General features: G+C 71.5%; 13 protein-coding genes. 4 read left to right on the top strand and 9 right to left on the bottom strand.

What is annotated here, in order from left to right; translation table 11 throughout:
* Positions 1–54 precede the first annotated feature (54 nt).
* The 6 genes from ACFWW9_RS43130 to ACFWW9_RS43105 form a co-directional block, all read right to left on the bottom strand.
* On the bottom strand, positions 55–903 hold the full coding sequence (locus ACFWW9_RS43130; protein ID WP_390388918.1) for a class I SAM-dependent methyltransferase: 849 nt from the start codon (positions 901–903) through the stop codon (positions 55–57).
* A 14-nt stretch (positions 904–917) separates the two neighbouring features.
* The gene (locus ACFWW9_RS43125) at positions 918–1,532 is read right to left on the bottom strand and encodes a cysteine hydrolase family protein (RefSeq protein WP_390388916.1); all 615 of its coding nucleotides are present in this window, start codon (positions 1,530–1,532) and stop codon (positions 918–920) included.
* A complete protein-coding gene (locus ACFWW9_RS43120; RefSeq protein ID WP_390388915.1) occupies positions 1,529–2,593 on the bottom strand; it encodes an isocitrate/isopropylmalate family dehydrogenase in 1,065 nt (354 codons plus the stop codon). The genes ACFWW9_RS43125 and ACFWW9_RS43120 overlap by 4 nt, the downstream gene beginning before the upstream one ends.
* A gap of 15 nt (positions 2,594–2,608) precedes the next feature.
* Positions 2,609–3,142: an EF-hand domain-containing protein gene (locus ACFWW9_RS43115; RefSeq protein WP_390388914.1), complete on the bottom strand. Its 534-nt coding sequence runs from the start codon at positions 3,140–3,142 to the stop codon at positions 2,609–2,611.
* Positions 3,143–3,564: 422 nt separating this feature from the next.
* Positions 3,565–3,954: a hypothetical protein gene (locus ACFWW9_RS43110; protein WP_390388912.1), complete on the bottom strand. Its 390-nt coding sequence runs from the start codon at positions 3,952–3,954 to the stop codon at positions 3,565–3,567.
* A 575-nt stretch (positions 3,955–4,529) separates the two neighbouring features.
* On the bottom strand, positions 4,530–5,498 hold the full coding sequence (locus ACFWW9_RS43105; protein ID WP_390388911.1) for a LysR family transcriptional regulator: 969 nt from the start codon (positions 5,496–5,498) through the stop codon (positions 4,530–4,532).
* 179 nt (positions 5,499–5,677) lie between these two features.
* Here ACFWW9_RS43105 and ACFWW9_RS43100 point away from each other — a divergent pair, with 179 nt between their 5' ends.
* From ACFWW9_RS43100 to ACFWW9_RS43090, 3 genes are read left to right on the top strand one after another with little or no spacing between them, the layout of a single operon-like run.
* The gene (locus ACFWW9_RS43100; protein ID WP_390388909.1) at positions 5,678–6,490 is read left to right on the top strand and encodes a 2-amino-3,7-dideoxy-D-threo-hept-6-ulosonate synthase; all 813 of its coding nucleotides are present in this window, start codon (positions 5,678–5,680) and stop codon (positions 6,488–6,490) included.
* On the top strand, positions 6,487–7,584 hold the full coding sequence (locus ACFWW9_RS43095) for a 3-dehydroquinate synthase II family protein (RefSeq protein WP_390388908.1): 1,098 nt from the start codon (positions 6,487–6,489) through the stop codon (positions 7,582–7,584). Before ACFWW9_RS43100 ends, ACFWW9_RS43095 begins: the two co-directional genes overlap by 4 nt.
* A complete protein-coding gene (locus tag ACFWW9_RS43090) occupies positions 7,584–8,951 on the top strand; it encodes a class I adenylate-forming enzyme family protein (RefSeq protein WP_390388907.1) in 1,368 nt (455 codons plus the stop codon). The genes ACFWW9_RS43095 and ACFWW9_RS43090 overlap by 1 nt, the downstream gene beginning before the upstream one ends.
* Before the next feature lie 18 nt (positions 8,952–8,969).
* Here ACFWW9_RS43090 and ACFWW9_RS43085 read toward each other — a convergent pair whose 3' ends face one another.
* Both ACFWW9_RS43085 and ACFWW9_RS43080 read right to left on the bottom strand, forming a co-directional pair.
* A complete protein-coding gene (locus ACFWW9_RS43085; protein WP_390388905.1) occupies positions 8,970–9,782 on the bottom strand; it encodes an arylamine N-acetyltransferase in 813 nt (270 codons plus the stop codon).
* 21 nt (positions 9,783–9,803) lie between these two features.
* Positions 9,804–10,286 (bottom strand): SsgA family sporulation/cell division regulator, encoded by a 483-nt coding sequence (locus tag ACFWW9_RS43080; RefSeq protein WP_390388904.1) that lies wholly within the window; start codon positions 10,284–10,286, stop codon positions 9,804–9,806.
* A 184-nt stretch (positions 10,287–10,470) separates the two neighbouring features.
* Between ACFWW9_RS43080 and ACFWW9_RS43075 the strand changes: the two genes are divergently transcribed.
* Entirely contained in the window at positions 10,471–11,634 is a 1,164-nt protein-coding gene (locus ACFWW9_RS43075) for a class I tRNA ligase family protein (RefSeq protein WP_390388902.1), read from the top strand.
* 62 nt (positions 11,635–11,696) lie between these two features.
* Here ACFWW9_RS43075 and ACFWW9_RS43070 read toward each other — a convergent pair whose 3' ends face one another.
* Positions 11,697–12,479 (bottom strand): NPP1 family protein, encoded by a 783-nt coding sequence (locus ACFWW9_RS43070; protein ID WP_390388900.1) that lies wholly within the window; start codon positions 12,477–12,479, stop codon positions 11,697–11,699.
* Positions 12,480–12,726 lie beyond the last annotated feature (247 nt).

Raw genomic sequence — 12,726 nt, 5'->3', positions numbered from 1 at the left:
GGTGACCGGGAGGTGCGCGGTGGCCGGGGAGAGAGCCTGCCACCGCGCACCGGGTCAGCGGACCGGTTTGCTCGCGAACACCCAGCGGTTGCCCGCCAGCGGGTCGTTGCCCACCGGGTGGACGCCGCGGCCGTGGTGGCGGGTGAAGTCGAACGGGGTGTGCACGTGCGCCGACCAGCCGCGGTTCGCCAGGTCGGTCGCGGAGTCGGGGCGCGGCTCGCCGTCGAACAGCGCGAGCAGGTCGACGCCGATCTGCTCCAGCGTCGAGGCGTACAGGTGGTCGTCGCGGAGGTCCGGGAGTTCGCGCGCCAGCTTCGCCTCGTACGCCACGGCGCTGCCGGGCGCGCTGAGCCGGTCGATCGTCGCGAACAGGGCCCGCTCGGCGTCCGGCGGCAGGTAGAGCAGCACGCCCTCGACCAGCCACGTCGTCGGGGCGGACGGGTCGAACCCGGCGTGCACCAGGTCGGTGGCCCAGTCCTCGCGCAGGTCCGTCGCGATCGGCTTCCGCTCGGCCTTCGGGACGGCCTCGATGCCGTTGAGGACGCGGTGCTTGAACGCCAGCACGCCCTCCCGGTCGAGCTCGTGCACGACCGTGCCCGCCGGCCAGTCGAGGCGGTACGCCCGCGCGTCCAGCCCGGCCGCCAGCAGCACCACCTGGGTCGAGCCCGCGTGCGTGCAGCCGACCAGGAAGTCGTCCAGCGCGCGGGTCCGCAGGCCGAAGTAGCGGGCGAGGCGACCCCACAGCGGGTTCGCGTCGCCGTCCGGCACCTCGTCCGGGCGGACCGGCCACCCCGCCGACGCCCGCGCGGCGCGGACGAAGTGCTCGGCGTAGACGTCCCGCGCGAGCGAGTCCGGGCGGTGGGTCTCGATGGCCCGCGCCGCGGCGACCATGAGCGCCGTCAACCCGACACCCCCCTCTACGCCGGTGTCCGGAAACCTGGTGCCGACCACGTGTCCTCCTGTTCTCCTCGAGCCCACCGCTGGTGGGTGGTGGTGCGGGCGCCGTACACGGCGCCCATGAACCGCAAGACGTCCTCGTCCCGCAGGTGCAGGCTGGTGGTGCAGTCCGTCAGCACCGTGACGTGGAAGCCCTTCTGGAACGCGGTGCGCGCGGTCGAGTCGACGCACACGTCCGCGTAGACGCCCGCGAACACCAGGTGCTCGACGCCCCGGCGCACGAGGTGCCGTTCGAAACCCTCGCTGAGGAACGCGTCGAAGCACGCCCGCTTGGTGAACACGTGCTCGTCGGGCCTGGGGGAGACCCGGTGGAACTCGGCTCCCCACGTGCCCTCCCGGCACTTCGGCCGCTTGCCCAACTCCTGGTCGCGCCGCCGCCAGCTCGGCCCCTGGTGCTCGACGTCGCCGACGAACCGGACGAACACGACCTCCGTGCCGCGCGCCCTCGCAGTGTCGACGGCCTTGGCGGCGTTCGCCGTCGCGGCCTCCAGCACGGACGGGTCGCCGCGGTACCGGGCGTTCGGGCCGGTGCAGAAGTCGTTCTGGAGGTCCACGACGACGAGCGCAGTCCTCACGAGCCCGCCACCAGCGTGCTCGCGGGCTGCAACTCGGCGAGCAGCGCGTCGACGACCGCGGTGGTCGAGTGCGTGCCGCCGAGGTCCGGGGTGAGCACGCCCCGCGCGCCGATCGCCTCCAGTGCGGCCTCCACCCGGCGCACCGCGCCCGCGCAGCGCCCGTGCCGCTCCGCGATGGCCGCGGTGGCGCGGATCGTGGCGGTCGGGTTGACCACGTCCCGGCCCTCGAGGTCGTCGGCGGAGCCGTGCACGGTCTGGTACTCGACCAGGCCCGAGACCTCGGGGTGCAGGTGGACGTTCTCGGTGTACCGGTTCTCCTGCTTCTCCGAGCCGAACCGGTCGAGCAGCACCACGTGCATGATGTCCGCCCACTCGTTGCCCGCGATGATCACCGTGCGCGGCGCGAGCCCGTGCTCGACCAGGTTCCGGTTCACCGTGTCCGGCTGGGACAGCGTGATCTCCACGCCGTGCCGCAGCGCGCTCTCGGCCACCCAGTCGTCGAGCGCGCCGTCGAGCAGGTGGAACTTGTACGCCATGACGATCCGGTCCACCTCGTGGTCCGGCCACTCCCGCCGCGCCCGCTCCAGCGCGAACGCCACGACCTTCTCGGTGACCGCCCTGCTGAACGTCGTCGTCCGGTCGACCGCGCCGGGGCGGTGCCGGTTCTCGCCGGTGTAGAAGCCCTGCGCCTCGTCGCGGACCAGCAGCAACGACGACGACGGGGTGGTGAGGACGTCGACCTTCACCGCCTGGAGCCGTTCCCGCACCAGGTACAGCGACTGGGCGTTGACCGCGGTCCGGAAGATCGCCGGGGTGCCCAGGCCGGCCTGCGTGCGGCAGAACCGCTCGTAGTGGTCCGCGTCCTCCCGCGTCAGCTCGCGGACCCGTGACATGCCGCCCTCGGCGCGCAGGGAGTGGTACGAGTGGTAGGTCCTCGGCGAGCGCGCGACGCCGATCTCCACCCCCGATAACTCCGCCAACGCCGCCAGGACGCGGTCGAAGACGACCGCCAGCTCGGGTCCGGTGCCCCGGCCGACGGCGAGTCCGATGACTGGTTTCACCGTGCTCCTCCGCCGTCAGGCCGACGCGGCCCCGACGAGGTGGTCTCCGGGGATCCCCGTCTTGTCCGGGCGGTAGTAGTCCTTGATGCCCGCGATCCACGCCGTCACGGTGATCTGGTCCCTCGGCGTGGGCTGGAACGCGTCGAACAGCGAGTGGACGTTGCCCCGGTCGAAGCCGATGGCGGACATGAGCCCCACGAACACGTGGCGCTCGATCAGGCCGTCGCCGTCCGGGTCGCCCAGCGCGGCGAGCGCCTCGGCGAAGTCGCGGGCCGTCGAGTCGAAGCGCTGCGGGGACAGCACGCAGGCCGCGTACTCGTCGAAGCTGATCCGGTTGTCGCCGTCGGTGTCCAGCTCGGCCGCGAGCGTCGTCCAGTACCGCCGGAACGCGGCCGTCATCGCCCGCTTCTCCCGCTCCTCGGACTCGGGAGCCGCCAGCACGACCCGGTTGGCCATCAGCTCGAAGTCGGCGGCCTCGAGGTGGCCCGTGCCGTCCGCGTCGAGCAGGGAGAAGATGAGTCCGATCCGATCGGCCGCTGCAGTGCGCATGGGATTCGCCAACCTCTTCCGGTGGATAGCGGGTAATGCCCGATATCGGCTCATTCGACCACCCGCCTTCGGCGCGTGTGGGGGGAGTCACCGGAAAGGATGAATTCGACCCGCCGGGTCCGGAATTGCGCCGAACGCGGTCGGGGTTGGGCTGGTCGAGTCACCGGAAACCGATCGGTTTCAGGGTGTGGCCCACTCACCGTCTGCGCGCCTTCGCCGGGCGGGCTTCCGCTGGACCGCCGAACGGGCCGTCGACCACGCACAGTGACGACACGGGGGTCGGGGGACGGTGGGGGCGGCTTGCGGAACTCGCGCGAACGCGATGTCCTTCGGCGGCCGGGACCGACCGCCCGGTCGAGAGGGGCCCGGACCGCGGCCGGGAACCCCGCCGCACCTCGCGGCGAGGCCCGGCGGGTGGCGGGTCAGACCGCCAGTGCGGCCTCGATCTTGGCGATCATCTCGCGCTCGGCGTCGGCGACCTGGCCGTCGGCCGTGGCGACCTCGTGGCAGATGGCCAGCACGGCGGCCGGGAACGACCCGGCCTCCTCCGGCGACTTCGTCGCGAGGATCTTCATCGAGGTCCGCAACGCCTCGATCACGGCGTGCTCCAGGTCGGTGTCCGTGCCCTCCGGCAGCCGCACACGGGCCCCGTTGAGCACCAGCCGCAGCTCGCTCGACAGGTTCACCATGGCCTTGAGGCCCGCGAAGCGCTCCTGGTCGATCGGGCCGGGGTCGGCGTGCGACACCAGCACCATCGCGCCGTAGACGGCCCTGCGCAGCGTTCGGCTCTCCGCGTCCGTGTAGAAAATCATGCGGTCACCATAGGACCTGGTCGATCCGGGGAGGTCACGGTGGTCGAGGTCGGGCGTTTTGGGGCTTTCGGGAGGTGGACGAACCCCGGTTCGGGGCCCGTTCGCCGTTCGTGAGGCCGGTGCCTGTACAGCGCAGAACCGCTGAACGGCGCGCCGGCCACTTCGTCCGGCGGCCTCGAGCCGGAGCTGTGGCCGATGCGCTCGTCACGCTGAGTGTCGTCGCCGTCAGGACGTCGATGAGTGCCGCGGCGAGCCCCTTGGTCCTCGTGCACGGGCATGTGGTGATCCGTATCCCGTGCGGGACGTTCCTCCAGCGGTTGTCCGATAAACCGCGGTCCATTCCTTCGAGTCCACGGGAATGGTCGTCATTCCGCCGCCGAAAGAATTGAGCGGTGCTCCTGTTCGGCGAGGGGTGAAACATCGTGAGGTGAACCGCGTGGGCGACACCCGTGCCGGACGATTCGGCGGCGCTGCCGTCGTCGGGGAAGGTGCGGGATCCCGAACCCGTGCCGTGCTCGTGGTCGCCACCGGAGCGGCGGGCCGGGGTGGAAATGTCTGGTTGGTTGTGCAAGCACTTATCCGGAGCCGAGCGCGAATTCCGCGCCGCCCGCGTTCCACCACCGCGAATAGATGGGGCTGGCCTGCACGCGGTGTCGATAGCCGGTGATGAATCCGGCGTGCACGCGGTCGACCAGGTCGGCCACGGCGGAGCGTTCCGGCCACACCATGACCAGTCGACGGTGCAGCGGATTCCCGAAGAGGGGTTTCACCACGATTCCGTCCACGTCGTGGATCGCGGGGTGGACTCCCGCGATCGTGTTCTCCGAGCGCACGAGTTCCAGCGCGGTCGCGAGGTCGGTGCCGAAGTGGGCGAAGCGGGGGGTGAACCCGGCGGCCTCGCAGGTGAGCTGGAAGGTCGAGCGTGGGCCGCCGACGGACTCCTCCGGCATCGTCCACGCCTCGTCGGCGAGGTCCACCAGGTCGAGTTCCGCGCGGTCCGCGAAGCGGTGGTCGGCGGGCAGGGCGACGAAGACGGGCTCGGTCAGCAGGGGTCTCCGCAGCACCCCGAAGGGCACCTGCGGCGGGGTCCTGGCGAACTCGGCCATCACCGCCAGATCCAGCTTCTCGGTGCGCACGTGGTCCATCACGGCTTCTCCGGAACGTTCCATCTGCGTCGTGATGTCCTGTTCCGGCAACAGTTCCCGCACCGCGGCCACCAGTTGCGGGATGAGCGCGCCCGCGACGCCTCCCAGTTGGACGGACGCGGGGTGCGCCCCGTCGGCGATCTTGCGGGCGGTCACGCAGAGGTCGTCGAACTTGTCCACGATCTCCTGCGCGCGCAGCACCACGTGCTCGCCGAGGTCGGTGAGCACGACCCCGTTGGTCGCCCGCACGAACAGCTGCCCGCCGAACGTGCGTTCTATCCTCCTGAGCTGGGCTGTGAGCCCCGGTTGTGCGATCTTCAGCGAGGTGGCCGCGCTCCTGATGCTGCCTGCCGCGGCGACGGCCAGTACGACGTGGAGATGACGGAGTTCTACGCGCACCCGGCCACCCTATTGCAGTCCGATGCGTCCGACTGCTGCGAATGGATTTCGGAATTAGTCCGATGGGCGGCTTCAGTTCGGTATGAGGGGTATAACTCCCGAGTTATTGCTCGCTGATACTGCCCGATGGGCCCCTTTTCTGGTCTGCTGAATTGACCGAATAAAGGAGCGGTTCAACCGTGTCTGACACCCGGAAAGCTCTGAGGCTGCGGCGATTATCACGTCCGCGCGACGGAAAATACCTGTTCGTCCCGCTCGACCACAGCGTCTCGGACGGTCCGGTTGTCCCCAACCACCGGTGGACCGGGCTGATCAGCGCCGTGGTGGCGGGTGGCGCGGACGCGATCGTGGTGCACAAGGGCAGGGTCCGGCAGATCGACCCGGCGGTGCTCGGCGACTGCGCCCTCGTCGTGCACCTCAGCGCCGGGACCGCGCACGCCGCCGACCCGAACGCCAAGGTGCTCGTCGGCGACGTGGAGGAGGCGCTGCGGCTGGGGGCCGACGCGGTCAGCGTCCACGTCAACGTCGGCTCGGACACCGAGGAGCGCCAGCTGGCGGACCTCGGCGCCGTCGCGGCCTCCTGCGACGCGTGGAACGTCCCGCTGATCGCCATGGTCTACGCCCGCGGCCCGCGCGTGGCCGACTCCCACGACCCGGTGCTGCTGGCGCACGTCGTCAACATCGCCGCCGACCTCGGCGCGGACATCGTCAAGACCTCGATGGCGATGCCGGTCAGCCGGATGGCCGACGTCACCGCCCACTGCCCGATCCCCGTGCTCGCGGCAGGTGGCCCCGTCGACCACGTGGACCCCGTCGGCTACGCCGCGGCGGCGATGCGCGCCGGGTGCGCGGGTCTCGCCATCGGCCGTCGCGTGTTCACCGACCCGGCGCCCCGCAGCCTCGTCGCGGGGCTGGCCTCCGCCGTCCACCAGGGCACCCGCCGCGGTGCCCACGCAGATCACCCCATCACGACCACGACAGGTGCCGCGTGAAATTCGCTTGGATCGACGTTCGCCACGTCCCGCAGGACCGGTTGGAAGGAGTCGTCGACGCCGCCGTGCACGCCCGTGCGCGCGCCGTCGTGGCGGCCGACCCGGCGGTGCTGGTGACGCTTCCGCCGACCGTGACGAAGGTGCTGTTCCTCCCGGACGGCACGCCGCCGCCCGAGGACGACGGCGGCGCCGACCTGGTCGCGGTGGTCGTGCACGACGAGGACGGGGTGCACGCCCTGCGCGGCACCGGTCGGGCCGCGTTCGTGGAGGTGCGCGACGACCGCACGCTGCGGCTCGCCTGCCTGGCCGCGGTGGAGCTGCCGCACACGGTGGTCAGCTTCACCGACCCGACCAAGATCCCGCTGGAGATCGTGATCGCGGCGGCGGACCGCGCGAGCGGCGAGCTGATCTGCGTGTGCGCGGACGTGGAGGAGGCCGGGATCGTCCTCGACGTCCTGGAGCACGGCTCCGACGGCGTGATGATGGCCCCGCGCACGGCCGACGACGTGTTCGCCGTCGTGCGGCTGCTGGAGGCCAGTTCGGCCCCGCTCCAGCTGACGACGTTGACCGTGGAGTCGGTCGTGCACAGCGGTCGCGGCGACCGGGTGTGCGTGGACACCTGCTCGCACTTCGAGGAGGACGAGGGCATCCTCGTCGGCTCCTTCTCCACCGGGTTCATCCTGTGCTGCAGCGAGACGCACCCGCTGCCGTACATGCCGACCCGACCGTTCCGGGTCAACGCGGGCGCGCTGCACTCGTACGTGCTCGGCCCGGAGAACCGCACCAACTACCTCAGCGAGCTGAGGTCCGGCGGCTCCGTCCTCGCGGTCAACTCGGAGGGCCGGACCCGCAAGGTGGTCGTGGGGAGGGCGAAGCTGGAGACCCGGCCGCTGCTCACCATCACCGCGCACTCGCCCGAAGGCGTGGTCGTGACGCTGATCGTGCAGGACGACTGGCACGTCCGCGTGCTCGGCCCCGGCGGGAAGGTCCTCAACGTCACCGAGCTGGAGAGCGGGCACGAGCTGCTGGGCTACGTGGCCACCGACCAGCGGCACGTGGGCTTCCCCATCGGCGAGTTCTGCAGGGAGAGCTGATGGGGCTCCGCGTCGAGGAGTTGGTCGCCGACCTGCTCGCGAAGGGCGCGGACGACGCGCCCTACCTCACCCACGCGAACACCGTCACGCGCGGCGGGCTGCGCGAGGCGGTCGCGGCCGAGGCGCGCGTGTTCGCGGCCGCGGGCGTGCGCCGCGACAGCACGGTGGTGCTCCAGTCGCCCGCGAGCTTCACCCAGGTCGAGGCGCTGCTGGCGCTGTGGTCGTTGGGCGCGCAGGTCATGCTCGTCGAACCGCGGCTCGCCGCAGCGGAACTGGAGGCTCTGCGGGTGCGGTGCCGCGGGCAGTTCGTGGTGCGGGCCGGGGACGTCGGGCGCGGCTACGTGCGGTTCCGCGAGCGCTTCGAGCTGGTCACCGAGCGGCACGCCGACGGGGCGCCCGCCGCCACCGACCACTGCCTCGTGCAGTTCAGCTCCGGCTCCACGGGCCTGCCGAAGGTGATCGCCCGGACGGCCGAGTCGCTGCGGGCCGAGGTGGACGTGTTCAACCGGATGCCGGAACTGCCGGTGGCGGGGGACAAGGTGCTGCTGCTCAGCTCCACCTCCCACAGCTTCGGCCTGGCGTTCGGGATCCTGCGGTCGCTGGACGTGGGCGTGGAGCTGGTGTTCTCCACCCAGCTCTCCGGACAGGACGTCGCCGACACGGCCGCCGCGCACGGGGTCGTCGGGATCACCGGCCTGCCGCACCACTACGCGGCGCTCAACGACGTCGAGGTCCCGCCCGCGCTGCCCGCGTTGAGCTGGGTGCTCTCCGGCGGCGAGCTGATCGGGCGGGAGGTCGAGGAGCGCTTCACCGCGCTCTACGGCCTGCCGATCGGCCAGGGCTACGGCACCACGGAGACCGGCATCCTCACGATGGACGTCACCGGCCTCAGCCGCCCGTCCGTCGGCCCGGTGTGCGACGGGATCGGCCTGCGGGTGCGTGACGGGCAGGTGGAGGTCGCGCTGCCCGCCTCGCCGTACCTCGTCGAGCCCGAGCGGTCGGGCTACGCCGACGGCTGGTGGCGCACCAGCGACCGGGGCGAGCTGGTCGACGGCCTGCTGACCCTGCACGGCCGCGCGGACTCGCTGGTCATCTTCGGCGGCAACAACATCGACCTGCTGGAGATCGAGGACGTGCTGCGCGGCCACCCGGTGGTGGACGAGGCGATCGTCGTGTTCGACGGCGCGGTCGAGGCGTACGTGGCGACCACGTCGGACGACCTGGACGAGGACACGGTCCTGGGCTGGTGCGCCGCGCGGTTGGCGGACTTCAAGCAGCCGGGTGTGGTGCGGGTGCTGCGCAAGCTGCCCCGGACGCCCAACGGCAAGCTCGTCCGCGACCGGTCGGTCCTCGCCGGGGCCCGGTAGCCGCGCCACGGCCACCGCTCACCCGGCGTGGGCGGTGGTCATGGCGTGCGCGATCCGGTGCAGCCGGGCGGTGTCCAGGTCGTCGACGGGGACGCCGAACCGCTCGGCCAGCACGGCGGCGTACTCCTCGGGGGTGTCCAGCGCCGTCTCCACCCGGCCCGCGGGCCCGTCCGCCGTCAGGCGGGTGCCGAGCAGCGTCAGCACGTGGTCGTCGGACGGCCGCTGCGCCAGCAGCAGCCGCACGAACACCGACTCCGGCGACGTGGTCTGGTACTCGTGCAGCGGCTGGAACGAGGACAGGTCCACAGGCTCCTCGCGCAGCCGGTAGCCCGGCAGCCGACCGTGCCGGTGCATCCCGATCCACCAGTCGTCGTCGGGGGCCACCTCGAAGTCGAACCCGCCGCGCTCGTGGCGGCCGGCTCGCAGCGGCAGCGGTTCCAGGAACCCCTGGCCCATGCCCACGTCGGCGACCCACGTGCCGCCGTCGACGCGCACCAGCAGCGCGAGGTGGTTGCCCCAGTGCGGGTCCTGCTCGTCGCGGTCGCCGATGGCGGCGCACGCGAGCGTGACGTCGAAGCCCAGCGCCTCCAGCAGGGTGGCGAACGCCGAGTTCAGCTCGTAGCAGTACCCGCCCCGGCGGCGGGCGACCACCTTGTCCAGGATCGCGGCGCGGTCCAGCGGCTCCACGGCGTCCAGGTGCACGTCGAAGTTCTCGAACGGCACGGTCGCCAGGTGCGCCCGGTGCAGGCCGCGCAGCACGTCGGCGGTCGGTGTCACGGCCCCCCGGTAGGCGATGCGCTGGAGGTAGGCGTCGACCGCACGTGGTGCCATGCGGGGAAGTCTAGGAGTCGATCACGGCCAGTCGCACAGCCTGGCCAGCTCGTCGGACCACGCGGGCTCGCCGACCTCGGACAGGCTGGGCTCGGTGCCCAGCGGCATGACGTCCTCGGTGTGCCGGAGGAACTCCTCGACCCACGTCACGGACAGCCGCAGGGTGACCCGCAGCCTCCGCGAGTCCAGTTCGAGGCTGGTCACCAGGCCGTGCCGGACCCGGACGTCGCCGAGGCCGCCGCCCTCCGAGAGCAGTTCGCGGGAGAACGTCCAGCTCGTGACCTCGTCGTCGTGCAGGAGCAGCGTGACCGCGTAGGGATCGGTCGTCGACCAGCTCAGGGACACCGGCGTGCCGTTCTGGTTCCGCCGCCACCCGTCGCGGGACATGATCACGGTGCGAGTGCTGCTGCCGAGCACGGTGTGCGTGTTCTCCACGCCGAAGCACGAGAGCCACTGGTGCTCGTCGCCCTCGCGGTGCTGGTACGAGTGGGGTCCGCGGGTCATCGGTGGGTCCTTCCAGGCGGCGGGCCTTTCCCTGGAAGAGGCGGCGGGCGGGCTGTGGATGCGGTCCGTGATCAAATCGCGATCCGGGGTGTCTTTTGGTCCACTGTGGACGGTGAAAATGGTCGCCTGGGCGGTCGTCGCCACTGCTACGGTCCGCCGGGAGCCCTGACACCCGGAGGTGCCGATGGCGCGGTGCTACCTGACCACGACAGTCGTCCACGGAGGTCCGCCCGATCTGGGGTACGCGCTGGAGGTCGTGCGCGCGGACGTGCTGGCCCGGCACCACCGCCTGCGCGGTGACCGGGTGCGGTTCCTGACCGGTGGGTCGCCGGAGTACGCGCGGTTGCGGGAGTCGTTGGCGTTGACGTCGACCGACTTCCTGGAGGTGGGGGAGGACGCTCGGCACCTGGCGGGGGTGGAGCGGTTGAGGGCGGCGTGCGGGGACGGCTCCTGGGAGCGGCAGGTCGAGCGGGTGCGGGACCTGATCCGGGCCGGGAAGCTCCGGGTCGAGCCCGCCGGGCGTCGGGAGGAGGTGCTGGTTGGAGAGGTGTCGGAGGTCGAGCTGGACTCCACGGCCGCCTACATCACCAGCCTGGGGTACGGGGTCGACGGGCCGAACCACCGGCGGTGGTGGACCGACGGGGATCGGCGGGTGCACGTGATCGGGCCTGATCAGCTCGTCTCGCACGCCTTGGGCTGGCCCGCGGTGCTGGTGGCGGCGGGGTTGCCGTTGCCGACCGACGTGCTGGTGCGGGAGGCCGTGGAGGAACGGGAGGTCGTCGCCCCGGACGACCTCGCGCGGCGGTACGGGCCGGACGCGGTGCGGTGGTGGTTGTTGTGCGACCCGCCCGCGACGACGGAGTTCGCGGCGTCGCGGATCGTCGCGCGGGCGAACGCCGACCTGGCGAAGGGGCTCGGGGACCTGGTCGACCAGATCACGGTCATGGTCCACCGGTATCGGGACGGGAAGCCGCCCGAGGTCGTGGAGCCGGTCGAGGACGCGGAAGCGCTGTACGTGGCGTGCCGGGAGGCTCCGGAGCGGGTGCGGGACGCGCTCGGAGGGTTCGAGTTCGGGCAGGCGACCGGTGCGGTGTGGCGGATCGTCGACGAGGCGCGGGCGTTCGCGCTGCGGTCGCGGGCGTGGGACCTGGCTCGGGCCGAACGCGGCGGGGACGTCGAGGCGGGGCGGCGGTTGGACGCGGTGCTGGCGGTGCTGCTGTCGGCGTGCCGGGTGCTGGCGCGGGAGCTGACGCCGTTCGTGCCGACGTTGGCGACCCGGATCGCCCAGCAGTGCATCACGCTGACGGGAGTGCTCGCGCCGCAGCAGGACCTGGTGCGGCGGTTCTGAAGCAGGACTTGGTGCGGCGGTTCCGAGAGGGCCGGGGAGGCGGAAGTCCCCGGCCCCAGGGGTCACGCGTTGGGGTCGAAGGGGATGCTCGCGGGCTTGGCCTTGCCGAGCTCCCAGCTGAACGAGCCCTCACGCAGGCCGAACTGGGCCGAGCCGAAGTCGGCCGACGTCAGCTTGTCCCGCAGACCCGCCGGGTAGTTGTCCCAGCCGACCAGCGGCGGGTACTGCCAGGTGCCCTTGTGGTTCTCCGGCTGCTCGGTGAAGCTCGCCAGGCGGAAGCAGTGCGTGGACGCGCCGTCCTTGTGGTAGATCACCTTGGGGTGGTTGCCGGTCTCGTCCCACGCCACCTGGTTGCGGGCGTAGGTGTTGTACTTGCCGTGCGCGGACGTCGACACGAACTGCGCGACCCCGTTCTGCACCCAGACCACCACGTGCTCCCAGTCGTGGCGGTGGCCGCCGAGACCGGAACCCCAGACGGCCTGGTCCTTCTCGAAGTACAGGCCGTAGATGTAGCCGCACCAGCCGTTGTTGCACTTCACCCGCGAGTAGGCGTTGGTGTTGTCCAGGTCCGACGCGTCGTGGCAGTTGCCGTTGACGGTGCCGGACGGGTTGAGACCGGGCGCGATGGTGCCGTCCCGACCGATGGCGGGAGTGGGGTAGCAGCCGTCGCCGTCGTAGTCGAGAGCGGGCTCGTAGGTGCGGTCCTCCCAGGGGGCGGACCAGTCGAGGGCTCGCGGCGGGTCCGCGAGGGCCACGCCCGCGGAACCGAAGAGCAGGGCGGTGACGGTGGCTAGTACGAACGACACCTTTCCGGTGCGACGGCCGGTGGTGCTCGCTGCTCGCATGGTGCTCCTCGTTCTTCGGCGATCACCGCTGCGGCTCGGTGGGCGCGTGCTGGTGTGAGGCCCGTCACTCAGGCCAAACATGAAGAAGTGTCGCGAATATGAGATCAAAGTCAAGTGGCCGGGGTGGGGTGGTGGGGGTGAACCTTGGGGGAACTGGTGGGGCCTGGCCTGTGTGGGGTGGTTTGGGGTTGAGGGCTAACCCCCGATTGCGCCAATTATCCCACCCTTTTTCGCTTTGTCAAGGCTG

This window comes from Umezawaea sp. NPDC059074 (genome assembly GCF_042738955.1).
Classification (GTDB): domain Bacteria; phylum Actinomycetota; class Actinomycetes; order Mycobacteriales; family Pseudonocardiaceae; genus Umezawaea.
This window is presented reverse-complemented; position numbering and strand designations above follow the sequence as displayed.

What these genes read in the sequence shown, in the direction of transcription:
- ACFWW9_RS43115 (WP_390388914.1), bottom strand. Translation starts at nt 3,142, where the DNA reads ATGCGCACTGCAGCGGCCGATCGGATCGGACTCATCTTCTCCCTGCTC.
- ACFWW9_RS43110 (WP_390388912.1), bottom strand. Translation starts at nt 3,954, where the DNA reads ATGATTTTCTACACGGACGCGGAGAGCCGAACGCTGCGCAGGGCCGTC.
- ACFWW9_RS43090 (WP_390388907.1), top strand. Translation starts at nt 7,584, where the DNA reads ATGGGGCTCCGCGTCGAGGAGTTGGTCGCCGACCTGCTCGCGAAGGGC.
- ACFWW9_RS43085 (WP_390388905.1), bottom strand. Translation starts at nt 9,782, where the DNA reads ATGGCACCACGTGCGGTCGACGCCTACCTCCAGCGCATCGCCTACCGG.
- ACFWW9_RS43080 (WP_390388904.1), bottom strand. Translation starts at nt 10,286, where the DNA reads ATGACCCGCGGACCCCACTCGTACCAGCACCGCGAGGGCGACGAGCAC.
- ACFWW9_RS43075 (WP_390388902.1), top strand. Translation starts at nt 10,471, where the DNA reads ATGGCGCGGTGCTACCTGACCACGACAGTCGTCCACGGAGGTCCGCCC.
- ACFWW9_RS43070 (WP_390388900.1), bottom strand. Translation starts at nt 12,479, where the DNA reads ATGCGAGCAGCGAGCACCACCGGCCGTCGCACCGGAAAGGTGTCGTTC.